This is a genomic window from Pseudomonas putida (genome assembly GCF_002741075.1).
In the GTDB taxonomy this organism is placed as follows: domain Bacteria; phylum Pseudomonadota; class Gammaproteobacteria; order Pseudomonadales; family Pseudomonadaceae; genus Aquipseudomonas; species Aquipseudomonas putida_T.
In genome coordinates this window covers 1,357,965-1,378,941 of sequence record NZ_CP016634.1, presented here as the reverse complement: position 1 = coordinate 1,378,941, position 20,977 = coordinate 1,357,965, and the positions used below count along the sequence as shown (strand labels likewise).

At 62.9% G+C, this 20,977-nt stretch carries 9 protein-coding genes; 6 read left to right on the top strand and 3 right to left on the bottom strand.

Annotated features, from left to right (window positions below; all coding sequences use genetic code 11):
• Positions 1-311: 311 nt before the first annotated feature.
• The 3 genes from IEC33019_RS06630 to IEC33019_RS06620 all read right to left on the bottom strand — a co-directional run bounded on the left by IEC33019_RS06630 (position 312) and on the right by IEC33019_RS06620 (position 10,764).
• The gene (locus IEC33019_RS06630) at positions 312-4,880 is read right to left on the bottom strand and encodes a neuraminidase-like domain-containing protein (RefSeq protein WP_139139855.1); all 4,569 of its coding nucleotides are present in this window, start codon (positions 4,878-4,880) and stop codon (positions 312-314) included.
• A gap of 143 nt (positions 4,881-5,023) precedes the next feature.
• Positions 5,024-9,682, bottom strand: coding sequence for an Ig-like domain-containing protein (locus tag IEC33019_RS06625; RefSeq protein WP_099593209.1), 4,659 nt, complete (start codon positions 9,680-9,682; stop codon positions 5,024-5,026).
• Positions 9,683-9,828: 146 nt separating this feature from the next.
• Complete coding sequence (locus tag IEC33019_RS06620; RefSeq protein ID WP_070091052.1) at positions 9,829-10,764, bottom strand: LysR family transcriptional regulator; 936 nt, start codon at positions 10,762-10,764, stop codon at positions 9,829-9,831.
• Between the two features lie 212 nt (positions 10,765-10,976).
• Here IEC33019_RS06620 and IEC33019_RS06615 point away from each other — a divergent pair, with 212 nt between their 5' ends.
• The 6 genes from IEC33019_RS06615 (at position 10,977) to yghU (ending at position 20,766) form a co-directional block, all read left to right on the top strand.
• Positions 10,977-12,305, top strand: coding sequence for a hypothetical protein (locus IEC33019_RS06615; RefSeq protein WP_070091053.1), 1,329 nt, complete (start codon positions 10,977-10,979; stop codon positions 12,303-12,305).
• A gap of 9 nt (positions 12,306-12,314) precedes the next feature.
• Entirely contained in the window at positions 12,315-13,949 is a 1,635-nt protein-coding gene (locus tag IEC33019_RS06610; RefSeq protein ID WP_070091054.1) for an amidohydrolase, read from the top strand.
• 55 nt (positions 13,950-14,004) lie between these two features.
• The gene (locus IEC33019_RS06605; RefSeq protein WP_099593207.1) at positions 14,005-15,354 is read left to right on the top strand and encodes an APC family permease; all 1,350 of its coding nucleotides are present in this window, start codon (positions 14,005-14,007) and stop codon (positions 15,352-15,354) included.
• Between the two features lie 89 nt (positions 15,355-15,443).
• Positions 15,444-15,761 (top strand): DUF2388 domain-containing protein, encoded by a 318-nt coding sequence (locus IEC33019_RS06600; protein WP_070091056.1) that lies wholly within the window; start codon positions 15,444-15,446, stop codon positions 15,759-15,761.
• 416 nt (positions 15,762-16,177) lie between these two features.
• A complete protein-coding gene (locus tag IEC33019_RS06595; RefSeq protein WP_157765872.1) occupies positions 16,178-19,765 on the top strand; it encodes an inverse autotransporter beta domain-containing protein in 3,588 nt (1,195 codons plus the stop codon).
• A 164-nt stretch (positions 19,766-19,929) separates the two neighbouring features.
• Entirely contained in the window at positions 19,930-20,766 is an 837-nt protein-coding gene (gene yghU, locus IEC33019_RS06590) for a glutathione-dependent disulfide-bond oxidoreductase (RefSeq protein WP_070094004.1), read from the top strand.
• The last annotated feature ends 211 nt before the right edge of the window (positions 20,767-20,977 follow it).

Sequence of the window (20,977 nt, the reverse complement as noted above, 5' to 3'; positions counted from 1 at the left end):
TTCACGTCATCGAATAATTCATTAAATAAGCAAGTCAAATAACTCTAAGATCGGTGAGGCGCCACACCGCCCAGTGCTTAAGTATTTTCTGATTTCAACTGTATTAATTTCTGGCATCCACGATAGTTGAAGTATTGGCGAAAGCGTTCTACTGGGCCTTTAATCAATGACTACAACTTCCATGCCGTTCTCGACGACATAAAAAAGCCGCCGCACAGTTCAATCTGCGCGGCGGCTTCTGACTTAGGGTGTATTTATCTTGGTAATAGCACTTTCAGGAAACTCCGTCTCCACGTGCTCTACCCTGGTGGTCAGGCTGCGGCGTCTTCCAGCAGTTCCTCGACCGCTTCTTCGAACAGCGGCCCGCCGTGCAGGGCGAAGTAGCGAACCTCCACGATGATGTCGCTCAGGCTTGCCAAGGTGGCGGCCTGGTGGGTATGCCGCGGGAACTGCAAGTGCCAGTCCGACACTGCCCCCGTGCCTTCGAACGGCCGATAACGGTCATCCGCCTCCGGATTGCTGACCAGCCCGGTGTCCTGGTTGGCGGTCGACAGGCACACTTGCTGCCGTGCGCGCAGGCTCATCATCACGTTGCGGCCATCGCCTTGCTCATCGGCGCGGGTCGCCTTGGGCGTCAGGAACTTCACGCCTTCAATGTCAGGCTTGACCAGCAAGCGGCTCTGCTTCTGGGTCAGCGTCGCGCGGATGTTCTGGTAAGGCCCGAGCAAGGCAGGCATCGACAGCGCCACGCTGTGCAGGCGGCGCAGGTAATGCCCCGGATAATCCTCGTTGAACAGCGTTTCGGACAGCGTGAAGTCCAGCTCGCCATGCTCGCTGAGCAGGTCGCTAAGCCGGGTCCCGGCCTCCACTGGCGCGCCGTCCCTGGTGAACACCAGGCCCTTGTCGACCAGCGCCTGCAGGGAGAGTGTCTTGTGCACCTCCAGGTGCCGCTCGTTGCGCAGCAGCGCCTCGGATTCCAGGCGGTGCAGGTCCAGTCGCAGCTCGTTGCCGGCGTTCAGGCCATAGCGGTCCGCCTGCCAGATCGGCGCCCGGATGATCCGCTTGTCGAACTGGCCGGTCTCGAACTGCCAGCACGCCTCGGCGCTGTTGCACAGGCTGACCGCGACGTCGAACAGGGTCGCCTGCAGGGTCGCGACCTGGGAGCGCAGCCAGCGGTAGAGCGCCACGCTGGTGGACTTATTCTGGTAGTAGGCATACAGCTGCTGGGTATGGGCCAATGCCTTGCGGCTATGGGCGAGCGCCTGTTCTGCGGCCAAGGTGGCGTGCTGTTGTGCGCCCAGTTGCTTGTCCAGAACCTGAAGCTCCTTGCCCGCCAGCTTGGCCTGCAGTTGCCACTCCTGCCGACGGCGCCGGTAGCCTTCGGTTTCTCGCAGCAGTTCGGCCGCCGTCGTCATTTGACCGCCCACTGCCTGCATCCCCTGCCCTATCGCCGTCATCGGGGCCTTGTAGCGCATCCCACCGTTTGCCAAGCCGAAGGTGTTGGGCGCCATTTCCGCCAGATGGGCTAAGCCGCTGACGCCGGTACCCGCGCATATCAGCGTGCGGCCGATGCCATGCAGGCTCATCGCCGCGTATTCGCCTCCCGAAATGTGATCTTCGTACAGCTTCGTGTAATGAGCCTGGCGCAGCTCGGTGGCGGTCCGTTGCGCCTGCAGCACGTCCTCGCTCTTTCGCTGTTGCTGGTAGAGCTGCTCCTGAATGCCAATGGTGTAACTGGCGATTTCCGCGGCCTGTTGGAACTGCAAGGCCTCCAGCTCAGTGCGCTCTTCCTGCTCCATCAAGCCACGCAGTTGCTCACCGAACTGGATCAGCGCCGTGACCACTTCATGGGCCTTGCCGACGATGGTACGGAAGCGATACGGCGGTACCACGGTGCGATACCCCATCAGGTGCGACAGGCTGGCATTGCCGCCCATGCGTGCCATCAGCAAATCGAACGGGTTGGCCGCAGGCGCATAGAGTGGCAGCAGCAGCGGTTGACCATCGATGGTCAGGTAGTGGCGCAGGTTGTAGAACCGCTGCTCCAGCAACTGCCAGGTATCGATCAGGTGCTGGTTGACGGGCAGGCGGAAGGCCTCATGCGCCGCCACACCGGTCCAGACGAACGTGGCCAGGCGCTTGGGCAGATCCGCCGGGGCTCGCACTTGCGCCTGGCAGGCCAGCAGCTGCTCGCCGCGCGACGCGCCGAGCAGTTGCGCCACGGTCTTGGGTTGCCAGGTGTTGATCGTGCGGGCGTTCGGCGCCTCGCCCATCAAGTCGGCCGCACGCCGGTACAGCAGCCACGCGTTGGCCAGGCTGTCGCGGGTCGGCTGACGATAATTCAGGTCGGCCTCGCCGATCAGCAGGTGTACGTATTGATCGAATATCGCCTTGCGGTAGTGCGAAGGCGCGTGCAGTGCGATGGTGTGCGGGTCAAGGAGTTGGTGTTCGAGGCCGGAAGCCGAAGTGCGGTCGTCCATGATCCAGGCACAGTTCCAGTACTCACGGCCTGGGTTTTCCGTGGACGGCTGCTTGCGCTGCGGATCGAAGATCAGCCCCAGCCAACGCCGGGCCTCCTCGTAGCGTTCCTCCTCCTGCAGGCGTGAGGCCACCAGGTGTGGGACATGGAAGAACAGCTCGCGCAGGTACAGGCCGTTGGCGTCATAAGCATTCATTGGCGCGTCGTCCTGCGTGCGCAGCCAACCGCCATAGGTCTTGCTGCTCGCCCCTTTGACGAAGGCCGGTTCGCGCAGGTGCTGGGCGTCCCAATCGAACACGGCGTGAGGCGAGGCCTGGGCACGATTGATCAGGTCCGGTACGTGCTGGGAATTTAGGCGTGCAACCAGAGGCTCGCGCGTCTCGCCTGCCCCAATGTTTTCGAACACCAGAAAATCGGTGCCGCTGGCCTGGCGCGCGATGTAGGGCATGGTGGCATTGCTGATGTTGGCCACCAGGCCCATCTTCAGCGTGAACGTGGTCGCGAAGGTGCCAACCTCTTCCTTGGTGGCCAGCCCCAGGGTGACTGTGATCTCAGGCTCCGTGTTGCCTTCCTCCGGCTCCCAGCCCTGGGTCACCCAAGGCGTGGCCGCATAGCCGTTGAGCAGGAAGGTGCCGGTCCAGGCATCAGCCTTGCCAACCATGAACTTCATTTCTTCGCTCATCGAGGTCAGGGCGTGAACGGTGATGAAGTTACTGGCGTTTTCCAGGACTTGCGCCTCAGCAACGCCGACCTGCACGCTGAAACCTGCACCTTCACGCACCCCTTGCACGTCATACGCGGCCAGTGCGTCAGGCAGCTTATCGGCTTCCACTTCACCAGAGTGTTCGTACCAGCCGAAGACGTTCGTCTCGAATGCGGTGCCGAGCAGGTCCACACCCGCCCCTTCCACGGGGTGGGTCAGCCTCACGACCTGGAACTGAGGCGCCTTGTTCGTCATGCAACGGAACTCGACATTGCCTTTGGGGGTGGTCCGCACTTGGGCGCGCATCCAGACGCCATCTGCAACTTTCAAAATGCGCGAAACGTATACCGCCACCGGTTTGGGGGTGGTTTTCACTTCCCAGGAGCGGCCACGCAGACGCAAGTGGTACTTGGCGTCGTCTTGCTCCTCCAACAACGCCTCAAGGCTTAAGAAGGGATCAAAGCCTGCTGCTCGCGTCACGCTTCTAATCGCCCACTTGCTGTTGGTTATGCGGCGCTGGAAGGCCAGGTTGTCGCCCTGGTCTTCGAAATGGTCGAACAGGCGAGCCCTGGAAGCAGCGCCAAAGGCCAGGTGCTCGGGAGCCTTGCGTTTGAGCACGTCACGTTGGACCGAGAACAGTTCTGTATTCCTTTCCCCCCGTAACGCGACACACAACTCATCGTCACTGCCGTGGGCACGAGCGACGGCCAACGCGAGCAGCCGATATTCGGCCGTGTTCAGCGGCTGGCCCTTTTCGATCGGGTCGGTCGTCATGGTCCACAGCGTTTCGGGTGTCGACCATTGGTTGTCCAACCCTAAGTGCATGATTTCCAGCTTGAGGGTATAGCGCTCGAATTCATTCTCTGGCTCTTCCTCCCTCTCTTGCACAGGCGGCTCCGGCACCGGCTCGCCATGGTGCAGCCAGACCAAGTGCAGCCGCCCGCAGAACAGCACCAGACGGGCCAGGATCACCGTGCTGCCTGCCGGCATAGCGATCGTCTGCCATTGCGTCCAGGCGTCCGATTGAATGGCCGTCGAGGTCTGGTCCAGACGCACGGCCACTTTTCGCCAGTAGTAGGATGTTGGCGTGGCCGCGTCCTTGCCCAGCAGGTAGTAGTCCGAGTTGGCGAAGGTGTAGCCATCGAACGGGGCATCATCTGCGTGGTCGCCCCTGTAGTCGATGTAGCCGGACTGCGAGCGAATGCTGTTCTGGTGCTCGTAGTGCTTGAGGTAAGTCAGTAATGCGTTCTGCACGTTCGCATCGTTGATCTTGCCTTGACTCAGGTCGTTTTCCAGGGTCTTGAACAACTCGGTCTTGTCCAGGCGCATCTCGGCGCGAATGTAGTTCTCCGGGTAGTCCTCCAGCATCTGGTAGCCGGCCCATAGCGAATAATTCGACATGGCTTGCTGCCAGAAGCTGATCACCGCGGGGTCTAAGTCCTGGTCATAGCCAGGCTCAAGGTTGCTGATGATGGCGTTGATGTACGTCTGCGTCGTGGCCAGCGCTTGCGCCAGGTAGGAGGTGGTCACCGCAGAGGTGACCTGGGTGTCCAGCAGGAAATACCGGTCCAGGTGTTCAGCCGTCATCATGTTGAGCGAAGCGGCCTGGGATTGGTCAGACAACACGTGGTGGATGACATAAGCACTGAGCGCGTCGCGCCACTGTTCTGCCAGCTTATGAGTCAATGCGTTACTCATGGAGACCTCGGTTCGTAGGTTCGAAGGCGTCGGGCGGCCGATCACCGCCCGCCAGGCAGGGCCAGTTGCCCTGCCTGCTATAGCGCCTAGTGGAATGGGAAGCCCTGCTTCTAGTGGGCAGGGATGTGGCTGTGCAGAGCCCGTCAGTCGGTGGACGGCTTGACGATGGCATCGATCCAGATTGGCGCCATGGTTTGCTCGTAGGACACACCAAGCTGCAGGGAGGCCTGTTGGCCCAGGCCCGCTGCCACCTTCGTGATGGTCCAGCTCACCACCCGGGATTCGTTGAATTCGATGTCATTGCCAGGCGTCGGATCTATATCCAGCCCCAGGGAAGGTGCCGAATAACGCCCTGCATACAGCAAGCGCATCTTGGTCTTGAGCAGCGGATGGCCTTCTGTCACCTGCACGGACAGCGTGTGCGGCTCAGGCGTGGCCGTTGCGGACTGGGCTATGACGATCGGCCCCTCGAGAGGCTTGTCGTCGAACAGGATCTGCATGCCCTCGCTGGGCAGGAAATTCACCACGTCGAACGCTTCAGACTCAGCGTCACCCCAGTTCGCGACCACGCTCCGCTCGCCCACCACGTTGCTCTTGAGGTGATAGCGGGCGATGCCATCAGGGCCTGTAAGCTTGGTGACCGTCTCCACACCACCCTCCTTCACGCTCCAGGTAACCGGATAGCGCTCGACCGGCTTGTCATCCTCGCTGACGATCTGGACCTCGTACTCGGCGGCGCTGATGCCATCGGCCAGGGGCCATTTCCCGCTGGCCCAGGTGGTGCTCTTCAGAGCATTGGTCAGCACCTCGAAATCCAGCGTCCTGGCGTCATAGTCCCCTGAAGATTCATCCTGAAGGGTGACAGTAACGCTGACTTTGCCTGCGGCATCGGCTCGCAACACCGCGTATGCCTGGCCCTGCTCATCGCTCTGATGTTGGGAATCGATCACCTCGGCACCGGTGCAGGACCATTTCAATGGCTGACCGGGGAACGCGTTGCCATCCAGGCCCAGAATCGTCGCGATGACCTTGATGTCATCACCGACGACCGTCCAGGAGGTGAGTTTCAGTGCGCCCACATAAGGCCGATATTCGAAGGTGACACGCAGGTGCTGTTTCTGTTCGGGCTTGCCCTCATACCAGACGTAGACGTCGCCTACGCCCGGCTCCATGCTGCGCAAGGCGATCATGCTGGTGCCTTCGCTGTCGGACAGCGTCTCGCCCGAAGAGTCGATGAACTCGCCAATGCTCGTGGTCCAGTGCAACAGGCGATCGACGCCTTTGTTCTTGTACTTATCAATCAGCGTCGTCAGGAAGGTACAGCGGCCTTTGTTGCCGGCCAGCGCCGATGCTTGTTGTGGCATGGCAGGTGTGAGATTCAGCGACTCCTCGTGGCAGTCGATGACCACTGGCGGCGCGAAAGCCTTGCTGTCGAGCAGGTAGGTACCTTGGACATGGGCGATCCCGGTCTGTCGCCCCGCCCCCAGGACCACGGTCGCGACACCGTTCTCGTCGGTAAAGCTGAAGTGGTCCTGCAAGACGCCCAAGTCAGTGGTCCACCTGACCCGGATATCGGAAACCGGCTGGTTGTTCATGTCCAGCAGCGTCAGGCTCACGGTGGTTTCTTCTTTAGGGTCGTTGGCGACCAAGAGCGACTCGCTGACCAGACAGCGGGTAGACAGACTCTGGCGCAGCTCTGTCTCATCACGCCGCTGTTCGGATGCCTGGCGCAGGCTGCTCAGCATTTCATGCGCGGCGCTGCGATAGGCCTGGGTGTCGTCATGGGCACTGAGGCGGCTGAGCTTGATCAGCGAGCCGGCGCTCAAACCGGTCTTCTCGCACAGCTGACGGGTGTCGACCAAGGCGCACAGTTGCGCCAAGTTGCGAATGATGCCGTCAGGGGTTACCTGGGCCGCCACATCGAGCACCTCGCGAATGCCCCAGCCCAGCCAAGCGGCGATCTTTTCGGCCGCGGCGTCCTTGATCAGACGGCGTTCGTTGTCGCTCATTTCACCCAGCGACTCGATCAGGTCGAAATAGCCCAGCAGTTGTTCTTCGGACTGCTTGGCCTGGCGCAGGCAACGCGTGTAGCGTTCCAGGAAGTACAAAGTGTGCAATGTCAGCTCGGTGCTCTTGAGGCTCCAGCGCGAGCGCTGGGCGCGCACCAGCAGGCTGGAGAACATGGCCGGGCTCAGGGCGAACTGGTTGACGATCCGGGCACAGCGCTGCATGCGCTGCATCAACGGCATCAGGGCTTTGAGGGTTTCGGACTGAAGTTGGTCCGGGTCGAAGTTCGTCGCGCTCTGCAGCAACGTATGGGCTTTGCCCTCGGCCCAATACACCACCGGGATCACGCTGTCGGCCTTGAGCGACAGAAAGTGCGACAGGCGCTCCTGGACCACACCCCACTGCTGCGAGCGAATCCGCAGCACGACACCAAGAATCAGGGTCTTCAGGCGTTCAGCTTCATCGACCGTGAGCTGCGGCAGCTCGCTCTGCTCGCTGTGCGTCTCGCCTTCGGCTGTTCCAGGCTCTGGCTCGCGCATCAGACGCTCGATCACCACTTCGATTTCCCGTGCGGCGAAATGCTCGTACTGAACAGGGTCGAAATCTTCCTCGGAATGGCCGGTATCGCTGATCAGCCCCTGGGCGTCGACGATCTGCGTGAGGTTTTGCTTCCAGCCCTGGGTCTTCAAGGGCATCACGCCGGCATCGGCAAGCAGACGGTCGAAGTCCTGGAACGGCACCAGATGGCTCTTGAGCTCGCTGAGCAGCGTGCGGTATTCCTCAGGCACTACATCGGCGGTCTCGATCGGCAACAGCTGTTGCACCAGCCAGGCGATCGGCAGTTGCTGGGTCTGGCACCAGGCCACGCAGCGGCTCAGGGCATGGATGACGCTGAGGGTGTCGGTCTGGGTGTAGCTCTTGTACATCGCGTTCTGCGGCGTACCGGCCAGTTGCAGGGCGTATTGGCCTTCGGGGCTCAGTACTTCGAGCAGCGACAGCAATTCGATGGTGGTGATCGACAGCAGGCGAGCCAGCAAGGTAACGCGGTAGAACGCACTGACGGTCGGCAAGGTGCGTTTGAGCATCGGCTGGTTTTGCCCCTGCATGATCAGGCGCGACAGGTAGCGGAAGGTCTCCATGTTGATCCCAAGCCCCTGGCACAGCTGATCGACCGTGCGCTTGCTCTCGACATCCTCGCTGCCCAGGCCGAACGGCTCGTCATCGAGCACCAGGGGTGTGGTCGTATCCGCGTTGAATACCCGATCGAAATGGCTGAGGGTGTCGCCGCTGGCAAAAATGGACATGTCCGACAGCAGCACGGAAAAGTCCTCGGCGCTGCACGAGAAACGCTCGCGCAGAAACTGGAACACACCCAGCGCCCGGATCGTATTGGCGGTCATCCACAACGGCGTCTCGCTGGTGGTCCTCTTACTAACAGCGGCACGCCGCTCGGCCTCGATGGCCGCACAGACGACCTGGTCCGTTTCGGCATACGAAAGCTTCAGCGCCGTAGCCAGGCGCACCAAGCGATTGACCCGGTCGCAGCGGGCCTCGGTCAGGTTCTGGAACTGGTGCAGCGTTGGCTCTTTACTGTCGCTGACCACCGACACCGGAGTGTCACTGCCGCTGTTGATGAAGCGCGCGCCAAACTGCACGGGCGACGCCGGGGCACGGGATGCATCGACGAGCACGTTGTCCGAGCGAACCGGCGCGTAGGCCGCCAGGGCGAACAAGGACTCCATTTCATCCTGGCTCATGTGCAGGGCCTGGCAGAAGTTCACCACGTTCTGCAGGGTCGGGTAGGCAGGAACACCGAAGTTGTCCTTGAAAAAGCTGAGGCTGTTGCTCGCTACCTGTTCGGCACGCCGGGTAGCGGACGTGTGCGGCAGGCCCGCTAATCGACGGGTCTGGGGGTTGAAGCGAACCTCGCCGCCGGTGCCGAAGTACGGCGCCTCTAGCAGGATGGCGCGCAGGGCCGGGCCAAGGCCTGCGTCCTGTTGCAGGGCCACGTCCGACCACTGCGAATGGGCTCCGGGCTGAATGAAGTACGGCGCATCGATGTCGGCCAACCGCGACACATCGCTCACCGACAGCGCGTGATGGGCCAGCACCGTGCCGATCTGTTCCCAGTAACGCTCATAGGGGAACTGCTTGAGTGGATAACGCACCTGGAGCAGTTTGTCCTGGGTGGCGGTGGTGTCATCGGCCGCGTTTCGTTGGCGCTCGATGGCGCGTTCCATCACATGGTTGACCACCTCGACTTGGGTCACCGTGCGGTTCATGGTGTCTTCATCGAGCGAAAGGTCGTACAGATCCGGACGCCGCGTTTTCAGCGTCACGGCTTTGAGCGCGTTCCCCTTCGGCTCCAGGTGCTGCTCCACGAAGGTCAGCATGTCGATCAGGTAGGCGGCCGGCGAAGTGGTGGCATCCACGGCTTGTGGATGGGTGTGGTTACCCCAGGACGGCGCGAACTGGTTTTCGAAGGTCGGGCCATTGCTCTGCGCCAATGGGCCCTTGAGCTCGTCCGCGGCCCTGCGGGTCGCGGCGCTCAGGCGGTTTTCCCGAAACACACGCATCATGGCCGCCGACGCCACGTCCAGGCGGTCCTTGAGTCGCTGGGCCTGTTTGACATGCAGGCCTGGGAAGCGCTGCATCAACGCGACAGGAGGCTTGCCCTGCAGATCCAGCAGCGTGTCCTGGGCAAATGCCCTGGCGCCCACCGTGCTTTTGATGCCGGGTTCGGTTTCGAGGATTTTGTCGAGCAGGTTGGGTTCGTGATCACTGTGGTCAGACATCTAGGGCTCCCTTGGCATACGAGCGATCCATCCCGAGCGAGGCCATTTGACGGCACTGCCGGGCGTTTCCATGGATGCTATTCCTGCTGTCCAGCGGCCTGAACTCGCAGATCTGTAGGGCGCCTACCAGTTGACCTATCGGAAAGTTACCCCCCTCCCCCTTGTCCAGCGACCGCGCTCATCCCCTCCTCGCTCAAGTACGTGCGCAGGTGTTCGATGAACGCTGCGATCTTGCGCGTCGCCCGTCGGGTACTTGGGTACACCGCCTGCAACTGCGCCCCCAGGGCTTTGCGATCGAACGCATAGTCGCCGAGAAACGCCTGCAGCCGCCCCGCCTGCAAGTACGGCAGCACGCTCCAGTACGGGCAGGCAATCACCCCTTGCCCGGCCAGGCAGGCCTCGATCAGCAGTTCCAGGTTGTCGCTGCCCAGCCGCCCCTTGCGCTTGATGGCATGGCGCTCGCCATCTTTCTCCAGCACCCAGGAATCGCCCAGTGCCGGATGCCGATAGACCAGACACTCATGCGTCGCCAACTGCGCCGGGAGCGTTGGCGTGCCGTGACGGTGCAGGTACCCAGGGCTTGCACACAGCACCACGCGGCTCTCGCCGATGGGCTGGGCGATCAAGCCCGGCAGGTCGCTCTGGCCCAGGCGCAAGGCCATGTCGTAGTGGCCATCGAGCAGGTCGATGTACTGGTCGCTCAGGTCCACCTGCAAGGACATCTGCGGATGCGCTTGCAAAAAGCGAGCGCAGGCGGCGTTGAGAAATGGCCGGCCAAACGACAGCGGCCCGGTGACCCGCAGGGTGCCCTTGAGGGTGTGCTGCAACTGGGCGATTTCCTCTTCGGTTTCGCGCATGCGTTCGAGGATGTCGCGGGCGTTTTCCAGGTACAAAAGGCCCGCCTCGGTCAACGCCATGCTTCGCGTGGTGCGCTCGAACAACCGCGCCCCGACCTCTGCCTCCAGGCGGCGGATCGACTTGGCCACCGCCGAAGGGGTCATGTCCCGCTGCTCGGCGGCCCGACTGAAACTGCCGTGCTCGGCACTGGCGACGAACAGTTGCAGGCTGAGGAACTTATCCATGATCTAGTCCAGAAATTCCCAAGTGTTATGCCAGGCGACAACTAACTCGCCACCGCGAAGGCCTTTAACCTGTGCCGCAAGCCACAGGCGACGGGAAAGACTGCCACACCAGGCAGCACCCGCAAAGCCATCGTGGCCCCGGCACTTTGAACTTCAGGGCCGCAAAGCCCAAGCACTGCCCCGGACAACAACAAGAACAAAGGACACCCTCAATGCATCGCACCCTCTCGCCCGCCTGGGCGCTGTTTCTCTGTGGACTCGCCTCCAGCCAGCATGGTTGGGCCGGCCAACGTTTCGACCTCGATGGCTTGCAGGGCGAGTTCACCGTCGGCGCTGGCGCCGCCAATCTCGTGACCCGCGGCGTGAATTTCGGCGCCGGACGCATGGACCTGCGCGACGCCAGCAACGGCGGCACCCGCGTGGACTGGCAAGAGCTCTACCTCAAGCCGGGCATCACCCTCGGCTATGCCTTGGCACCAGATGTGGAAGTACTTGGCGGTGCGTCGGTGATCGGCGCCACCACCCAAGGCGACGGCGATGCCGGTGGCTACACCCGCAGCGCCGATGGCCGCTTCGCCCTGGAAGAAGCCTACGGCGGGCTGCGCGTAGGCGATTGGCGCCTGACCGCGGGCCGGCAGAACTTCATGGTCGGCACGGGCTTCATCGTCGCCGACGGCAACCTCGACATGTTCGATGACGGCGCCTACTGGCTCGCCCCGCGCACCGCGTTTCGCGACTCGGCACTACTGGGCTATACCCACGACGCGCTCCAGGCCCAGGTCTTCAGCCTGCGCAGCGACGATCACCAAGGGGATTTTCGCCTCAATGGCGTCAACCTCGACTACCGCCTGGCCGACCGTGTCACCCTCGGCGCCATGGCCATGGGCGTCGATTCCCTGGCCGGTCATGGCCAGAACCTGACCGCCCGCGATGGCATGCACGTGTTCAACCTGCGCGCCCTGAACGGCCAACTGCCGGGTCTGGATGCCCTGACCCTGCACGGTGAATACGCCGTGCAGCGCGGCAGCGGCGAAGGCGTCCACTACCACGCCGACGCCTGGTACACCCAGGCCGACTACGCGTTCGCGCACCTGCCGCTCACACCGATCCTCAGCTACCGCCATGCACGCTTCTCCGGCGACGACGACCTGAGCGACCGTACCCAGCAAAGCTGGGATCCGTTGAGCAAAGGCTTCGTCGACTGGAGCACCTGGCTGATCGGCGATGTGGTCGGCAACTACCTGCTGTTCAACAGCAACGAGCGGGTCAGCCAGTGGACCCTCAAGACCCACCTGAGCGACACCGTGACGCTGGGCGGCATCCACTACCAGTTCTCCCTGGACGAAAAGAACTTCAACGGCATGCCCGTAGACGATCGCCGCTTCGCCGACGAGAACGTGGTCTTTCTCGACTGGAACCCCACGCCCCGCCTGCACACCTCGCTGGCCTACAACTGGGTCAAGCCACAGGGCGCAGCCAAGCAGGCGTTGGGCGACGACACCTTCCGCGCCCTGGAAATGTATTTCACCTACCTCTACTGAGGACCTGCCATGCAGACCGCCGAACTGATCATCACCCACGCCGACATCCGCACCCAGGACCCGCACCTGCCCAGGGCCGAGGCCATTGCTATACGCGGTGGGCGCATCCTGGCCGTGGGTGACAACGCCACCATCGAACGCCTGGCCGGTGCCGCCACCCGCCGCATCCATGCCCAAGGCAAGCTGATGCTGCCGGGGCTGCAGGACACCCATGTGCACTTTCAGCTCAGCAGCGCCGACCTCTACCACAACGCCGCGCTGTACGAGGCCACCAGCGTCGAGGACCTGCTGGCGATCATCCGCGACTTCGCCCAAGCCAACCCGGACAAACCCTGGATCCGTGGTGTGGGCTTTTCTTCGGCACGCTTCACCCCCGAGCAACTGACCAAAGAACGGCTCGACAGCGTTACCGACGGCCGTCCGGCGCTGATGTTCGCCAGTGACTACCACAACGGCTGGGCCAACAGCGCCGCGTTCGAAGCGGCCGGCGTGCGCCCCGGTAGCCCGGAGCCGGACAACGGCAGCTACCTGCGCCTGGCCGACGGCACCCCCAAAGGCTGGCTGGTCGAGGACGCCATCTGGGCCATGGGCCGTATTGCCCCAGGCTACAGCGAGACGGACTACCTCCAGGCCATGGCCCACTACAGCAAGGTGTTCAACAGCCGCGGTATCACCGGCGTGCTCGATGCCATGGTCAGCCGCAACTACATGAAGAACTACCAGGCCTGCCTCGAACGCGGTGACCTCACCCTGCGCGTGCGCGCCACCGCCAAGGTGTTCGCCCACAAACCGCTGGATGAGCAACTGCGCGAGTTGATCGACTTGCGCAACACCTATCAGGGCGAGCGCGTCTCGCTGCATTCGGCCAAGTTCTTCCTCGATGGCGTGCTGGAGAACGGCACCGCCGTGTTGCTCGAACCGCGTTGCGACACGGGCGGCAATGCCGAACTGATGTTCACCCAGGCGCAGATCAACGACTGCTTCGCCGCCTTCGACCGCGAGCGCTTCCAGTTGCATGTGCACAGCATCGGCGATGGCGCCACCCGTGCGGCCATCGACGGTATCGAACATGCCCGGCACCAGAATGGCCCGTGGGACGCCCGCCACCAGATCGCCCACCTGCAAGTGGTGCATCCGGCGGACATCCCTCGGTTTCGCGAACTGGGCATCCTGGCCAACTATCAGACCCTCTGGGCACAACCGAACCCCGACGCCGACCCGCTGGTCGATGCCATGCTTGGCGAGGCCCGCGCGCAATGGACCTACCCGATCGGCGAATTCATCCGCCAGGGCGTGACCTGCATGGTCAGCAGTGATTGGGGCGTGACCACGTTCGACCCGTTCCAGATCATCCAGTGCGCGGTCACCCGCCAGAACCCTATCCACGGCCCCGACAGCCCGGCGCACACACCCCAGCACCGGATCAGCATCGACGAGGCGATCCGTGGCTACACCCTCAACGCCGCCCATGCCGCCTGGCGCGATGACAGCACCGGCAGCCTGAGCGTGGGCAAGTACGCGGACCTGATCCTGCTCGATCGCGACCTATATAGCATCGCGCCCCACGAGATCGGCGCCACCGAGGTCCTGCTCACCCTCCTGGAAGGCCAGGAAGTCCACCGCCACGCACGCTTCGTCGGCTGACCCGTACCTACGGCGCCACCGCCTCCTCCAACAACGACAAGAACCGGAGCTCACCATGGGCCTTGCCACCGAAAAACCTGTAAGCCTTGAGGGCAGCGCGACACTGCGGCGTACCCTGGGCATGAAAGACCTGCTCGCCTACGGGCTGGCCTACATTGCGCCGATGGCGCCGCTGACCACCTTCGGTTTTGTCTGGGAGGCCTCGGGCGGGCTGATCGCCTTGGCCTACCTGCTCGGCGCCCTGTGCATGTACTTCACCGCCCAGAGCTACGCCACGATGTCGGCCGAAGTGCCCTGCTCAGGCTCGGTCTACGGCTTTGCCCGGCACAGCCTGGGTGAGTTGCCGGGGTTCATCGCCGGCTGGCTGATCCTGCTCGATTACCTGCTGATTCCGGCGCTGGTGTTCCTGGTCATGGCGGTCGGCCTGCAAACGCTGGTGCCCGGTCTGGACCGCGCCAGTTGCCTGGTGGGCCTGGTGGTGGTCTCGCTGGCGGTGAACTGGTTCGGCGTGTCGGTGACCACCCGTATCAGCCTGGTCTCGGTGGTCGTGCAGTTCGCGGTCATGCTGGGGCTGATCGTGCTCGCGGCAAATGCGTTGGCCGACGGCAAAGGCGCCGGTGCGCTGACCTTGGCGCCACTGTATGACGCCCGCCAACTCGACCTGGGCAAGGTATTCGCCGCCACCTCGATCTGCGTGCTGTCGTTCCTGGGCTTCGACGCCATCTCGACCCTTTCGGAGGAGGTCAAGGGCGGCGACCGACGCCTGGTCGGGCGGGCCATTCTGGCGGTGCTGCTGATCTGCGCCGTGCTGTTCGTCATCAGCACCTGGGTGCTGGGCAACCTGATGCAGGGGTTGAGCATCGCGGATGCCTCCGGCGCGATCTATCAACTGTTGGCCGTGCAGATCAGCCCGTTCAGCGCCGTGGCGGTGGCTTGGCTGATCGCCTTGATGTGTGGGTTCACCAATGTGCTGCCAATGCAGGTCGGCGTGTCCCGGGTGTTGTTCGCCATGGGGCGCGATCGCCAACTGCCGGGGCTGTTCGCCCGTCTGCACAGGCGCCATGGCACGCCTCACGTGGCGCTGCTGTTGTCGACCGCGCTGTCGCTGGTGATCGCCATCGTGATGCGCGAGCGGATCGACAGCCTGGCGTCGTTCGTCAACTTCGGCGCGCTGTCTGCCTTCGTGCTGCTGCACCTTTCAGTGCTGGTGAAGCTGGGCATCCAAGGCCGCAGCCGGCGCTGGTTCGCCCATTGGCTGGTGCCCGTGGTGGGGATTGCCGTGGTGCTCACGGTAATGGGCGGGATGAGCGCCGCGACCCTGGCCTTCGGGAGCCTGTGGCTGGCACTGGGTCTGGGCTACGGCCTCTACCTGCGTGGCCAGGGGCGCATGGCTCTGGGGGTGTGATCGACAGGCGGTCGATGGAACTCCTGGGTACCGTCACCGCTCTTAACAACATGCAGTAAATCCCTTGGGCTTCACCTGGAGGTCTTGCCATGCGCCATCTACTGCTCGTTCCTTCGTTCTTGCTCCTGCTCCCAGCAGGGGCTGCCCTGGCCCGTGTGGATGCGGGCGATGTCGCCACATCGGCGGGGATCTCCGCCTCGCTGTACTCGACCTTCAAGGACGACAAGCGGATCATTCCGGCCCGCGATGAGCTGTCGGCCTTCGTGGCCAGTGGCGGGGTCATCCGCGGCGCCTATGTGGAGTCGGCGCTGGAGCAGGCCCGCAAGGACAATCCTGGCCTGCAGGCCAGTGATGAGGAGCTGGCCAACGCGCTGCTCTCCCAGGACGACCCCTTGACCGATAACTGACGTTGATCTGCATTCACTCACCGCGAATATGAAACCCAAGGGCCGCATCATTGCGGCCCTTTTTTTCTTTAAACCACGCCACGCGCCAACGTCCTTATTCATGTCAAGAACAGGAATACCCCTACAGATTCAGACTTTTCCCTTTTGTAGATTCTGGCCCCTGAAAGCCTCCTGACGCTGTTAGAACTTGCACCTATTGCACTTCCAATCCATTGCGTTTGGCGGCCTCGTGACATCCATCGAAAAGATGGAAGTTGCTTCCAACCGCTTCGCCTTGGTGTTAGTTGTTTCCTCTCTTTCACGATCAATTGAGTGTGCCAAAAAATTGTTAATCGCTTGCGAGCGGGCAATGGCTGGGCGAAAAAACAACGCCATCGCGAAGTTACTTTTCAGGCCATCAGGGACTGGTAACTTCATTGATAAAGCACACTTTGTTCGGCGGACCACCCCTCGGGACGCGGGCTGTTGCCTGGCTCAACATCGGCGTCCAGGCCGTTCTTCCCCTGACCCTGGCATTGGCCACCCCTTCGGCCAGTGCCGCGCCCACTCAATCGGCCCCTGCGCATGCGCTGCCGGACCTCAACTCGCCAGGCCAGGACGCCACCGCCCAGGCCGAAGACGAGCAGGCCCGCAAGCTCGCCGCCATGGCCAGCAGCACCGGTAGCTTCCTCAGCAACGACCCCAACGGCGACGCCGCCGCCTCCATGGCCCGCGGCCTGGCCACCGGCGAGGCCAGCAGCCAGGCCCAGCAGTGGCTCAGCCGCTTCGGCACCGCCCGCGTGCAAATCGATGTGGACGACAAGCTCTCGCTGAAGAACTCCCAGGTCGAACTGCTCGCCCCGCTGCACGACACCCCCGAGCAGTTGCTGTTCGCCCAGGGCAGCATCCACCGCAAGGACGAGCGCCAGCAGACCACCCTGGGCCTGGGCGTGCGTCGCTTCAACGATGGCTACATGCTCGGCGCCAACAGCTTTCTGGACTACGACCTGTCTCGCCAGCACGCCCGCCTGGGCCTGGGTGTCGAATACTGGCGCGACTTTCTCAAGGTCAACGCCAACAGCTACACCCGCCTGACCGGCTGGAAGGATTCCCCCGACGTCGAGGACTACCAGGAACGCCCGGCCAACGGCTGGGACCTGCGCACCGAGGCCTGGTTGCCGGCGATGCCGCAGCTCGGCGGTAAGCTCACCTACGAGCAGTACTACGGCGACGAAGTCGGCCTGTTCGGCAAGGACAACCGCAAGAAAGACCCCAGCGCCGTCACCGTCGGCCTCACCTACACGCCCATTCCGCTGCTGACCCTCAGCGCCGACCAGCGCAAGGGCAACGGCGGCAACGAGACGACCGTGGGCGCCGAGTTCAACTACCAGATCGGCGAGCCGTGGGCCAAGCAGGTCGACCCCGCTGGCGTCGGCGCCCTGCGCACCCTGGCCGGCAGCCGTTACGACCTAGTCGAGCGCAACAACCACATCGTCCTCGAATACCGCAAGAAGCAGGTCATCCAGATGGCCGCCGCCGCCCACGTCAGCGGCCAGGGCGGCGAGACCAAGTCCCTGAGCGTGTGGGTCAACAGCAAGTACCCGCTGTCGCACATCGACTGGACCGCCCCGGCGCTGCTGCAGGCCGGCGGCAAGCTCGTCCATGACGGCGGCCCCCACTACAGCGTGGTGTTGCCCGATTACCAGACCGGCGCCCAGCCCACCAACGTCTACACCCTCCACGGCGTGGCCGTCGACAGCAAAGGCAACCGCTCCGCACGCAGCGAAACCCGGGTCACCGTCAACGCCCCGGCGGTGAGTGCACGCCATTCCACCTTCACCCCCGCCAATACCGTGCTGCCGACCGATGGCACCAGCTACGAAACCCTGACCCTGGCCATCCGCGACGAGCAGCAGCAACCGGTGGACATCGCCCTGGCGGACATCCAGATCACCGTCACCGAGGCGCAGGCCCGCGCAGGCGGCATCGTGGTCGCCAAGCCCGAGCGCGTCTCGGCGGGCCACTATGAAGTGCGCGTGACCGCAGGCACCACGCCGCAATCGATCACCTTGACCCCGTCCGTGCAAGGGATTGCGCTGTCGCCAGCGCGGGTCAGCACCGTCAGCAGCCTGCCGGACGATGGCAAATCCACGTTCGCCGCAAACCCTGCCAGGCTGCCCGCCAACGACACGACCACCACCGTGCTGACCTTCATCGCCCTGGACGCCGACGGCGCGCCGGTCGAAGGCCTCGCCAAGAACCTGCGGTTCGCGGTTCACGGCGACAAGGGCAGCGTTTCGCCCCCGGACGTGACCGTGAGCGCCATCGTGGACAGCGCCAAGGGCCGCTATACCGCGACGCTCAAGGGCACATTGGCCGGCCGTTACACCGTCGCCCCCCAGCTCAGCGGGAAACCCATCGGCCGCCTGAGCGCCGAAGTAGAGCTGCAGGCCTTGCCGCCCGCGCTGGGCCGATCGACCTTCCAGGCCCTGCCGCAGCAGATCCCGGCCAGTGGCACCGACACCTCGACCCTGACCTTCACCGCCAGGGACGCGAAGGACAAACCCGTAGGAGGTCTCGCCGACCAGCTGAAGTTCGAACTGGCGGGCGGCCCGGCGCCCGGTCTCACGCTCGGCGACATTTCAGAAGCTAAAACCGGTGAGTACCGTGCGACACTCCAGGGCACCGTCCCGGGCCACTACACCTTCATCCCGCACTACGACGGCGCCCCCTTCGGCACTTTGAAAGCCGAGGTCGAGTTGCTGGCTCTTGCGCCGGTCGCAGGTCGCTCGAAGTTCGAGATCACGCCAGACACGATCGCAGCCGATGGCAACGAGTTCTCAACCCTGGAGTTCACCGCCAAAGACATCAACGACAATCCTGTCAGCGGCCTAGAGGGCACCCTCAAACTCGCCATCACCAATGACGCAGGCGATCCACCGGCCCCCACCGACATCGTCGTCGCCCCCTTCGATGAAATCGACAAGACCGGGGTCTACACCACAACGGCGAAAGGGTTTCTGAAGGGTACCTACACCCTCACCCCCCAAATCGGCAGCGACACGATGGATAGCCTGGAGGTCAACCTTACGTTGACGCCATTGCCACCCGCGGAGGCGACCTCCAGGCTGACTCTGACCCGATCAACCATGGTGGCCGATGACTTCACGACCAACGGCATAGCGTTTGAGGTTCGAGATGCGATCGGTCGCCCCATCACCGGTATCGCTAAACAGATTACCTTCGAGATCACCGACAGTGCAGGACACCCCGCGCCCTCCAGCATCAAGATAGGGAGCCTGGGCGAAGTCAACAACTCGGGCGTATACACAGCGGAGTTTGTTGGCCTCTTGGCAGGTGATTATCGCCTCACCCCTAAAATCAACGATGTTCCAATGGGCAAACGGACCCAGCCTTTTGAATTGCTGACAAGCCAAATCGGACAGTTAAGAACCTATGGTGACTACCTTTTCCCTCGCAGCAGTGGTTTCCCAACCACGGCATACCAAGAGGCGACCTTTATTCCAGTCCTCGCCAACAACGTGCCAAACGATCTGTTCATTTGGCGCTCAAGCGTCAGTTGGCTGACTTTCCAACCCCCGAACTATTTTGTATTCACTGGCGCGCCGCCGACCGATTCGGGCCACGTGACGATCACTGCAACCAGTAAAGGCGGCAATATCGTACATACCTATGATTTCAAGATAACGAAGTGGTATGAACTTGGTAAGTTGAGCGCTAGTACTGACTGGAGTGCGGCCATGAAACACTGCGCTTCCTTGTCCCTTTCGCCCGTGTCCAAAGCTGAAGCCACCAAGGGTGAGAACGCGCGCGGCATCGGTACTGTAGCGTCCGAATGGGGCGCAGTTCAGGGCGGCGCGGCTCAGGACCTGTGGTTGAGCGACGCTGCCGGAGCCGGTAAATACCTTCGTTTGAGCAACGGAGACGGAGGTACTTACGGCGCCGTGATCGAAACGCCAGGTAGCGACAGGTACAGGTCTATGTGCAGCAGAACGCTCAAGTAGACCCCTCATTCGGGGCGCTTTGCGCCCCACTCCACCGCTCGACGGCATCAGTGTGATGCACCCAACGCCCGCACCCGATGCATTTGCCCCGACGCCGAACCCATGGCATAGATGCAGGTCCACCTTATGATGTGCCTACCTCGAGCCTTCAGGAGATTTCGCCCATGCGCACACCCTACGTCCCGCCCAAGGTCTGGACCCACGAGGCGCCCTCCGGCGGCCAGTTCGCCAACATCAACCGGCCTGTGGCCGGCCCCACCCATGACCAGGCGCTGCCGGTAGGCAAGCACCCGTTGCAGTTGTACTCCCTGGCCACCCCCAACGGGGTCAAGGTGACCATCCTGCTCGAAGAGCTGTTGGCCCTCGGCCATACTGGCGCGGAATACGATGCCTGGCTGATCCGCATCGGCGAAGGCGACCAGTTTTCCAGCGGGTTCGTCCAGGTCAACCCCAACTCGAAGATTCCCGCCCTGCTCGATCGCAGCGTCGAACCGCCGGTGCGGGTGTTCGAGTCAGGCTCGATCCTGCTGTACCTGGCCGAGAAGTTCGGTGCCCTCCTGCCCAAGACCCCGGCCACCCGCACAGAATGCCTGAACTGGCTGTTCTGGCAGATGGGCTCGGCGCCTTACCTGGGCGGTGGTTTTGGCCACTTCTATGTCTATGCGCCTGAAAAGTTCGAGTACGCCATCAACCGCTTCACCATGGAAGCCAAGCGTCAACTGGATGTGCTTGACCGGCGGCTGGCCGAAAGTGCCTATCTGGGCGGCGATGAGTACAGCATCGCCGACATCGCCGTGTGGCCCTGGTATGGCCAGTTGGTGCGCGGCAACCTGTATGGTGCGGCGGAGTTCCTTGCCGTGCAGCAATACCCCCATGTGCAGCGTTGGGCCGAGGCCATCGCCCAGCGGCCGGCCGTGCAACGTGGCACCCGGGTTAACCGGACCTGGGGAGATGAGCAAAGCCAAGTGCCGGAGCGGCATTCGGCGGCAGACCTCGCGTGAATGTCAGGGGCTGCCCTGCAGCCCCACAATCCACAAAAAGCGCCCTTCGAGGCAGGGCTGCCACAGGCCTCACCCTCACCGTCGGCACATGCACTGGCGCACACTTTCAGCGGACAAGACTGCCGCCGTGCAAATGACCATTGCCACGCTGCATGCCTGCGCCGGGCAAGGGCTTCTTGCTACACTCGCGCCACGAGTTTCCACCTGCATA

Excerpts from the sequence above, each read along its gene's own strand:
- IEC33019_RS06615 (WP_070091053.1), top strand. The coding sequence starts at position 10,977 with ATGCATCGCACCCTCTCGCCCGCCTGGGCGCTGTTTCTCTGTGGACTC.
- IEC33019_RS06620 (WP_070091052.1), bottom strand. The coding sequence starts at position 10,764 with ATGGATAAGTTCCTCAGCCTGCAACTGTTCGTCGCCAGTGCCGAGCAC.
- IEC33019_RS06610 (WP_070091054.1), top strand. The coding sequence starts at position 12,315 with ATGCAGACCGCCGAACTGATCATCACCCACGCCGACATCCGCACCCAG.
- IEC33019_RS06605 (WP_099593207.1), top strand. The coding sequence starts at position 14,005 with ATGGGCCTTGCCACCGAAAAACCTGTAAGCCTTGAGGGCAGCGCGACA.
- yghU (WP_070094004.1), top strand. The coding sequence starts at position 19,930 with ATGCGCACACCCTACGTCCCGCCCAAGGTCTGGACCCACGAGGCGCCC.
- IEC33019_RS06625 (WP_099593209.1), bottom strand. The coding sequence starts at position 9,682 with ATGTCTGACCACAGTGATCACGAACCCAACCTGCTCGACAAAATCCTC.
- IEC33019_RS06600 (WP_070091056.1), top strand. The coding sequence starts at position 15,444 with ATGCGCCATCTACTGCTCGTTCCTTCGTTCTTGCTCCTGCTCCCAGCA.
- IEC33019_RS06630 (WP_139139855.1), bottom strand. The coding sequence starts at position 4,880 with ATGAGTAACGCATTGACTCATAAGCTGGCAGAACAGTGGCGCGACGCG.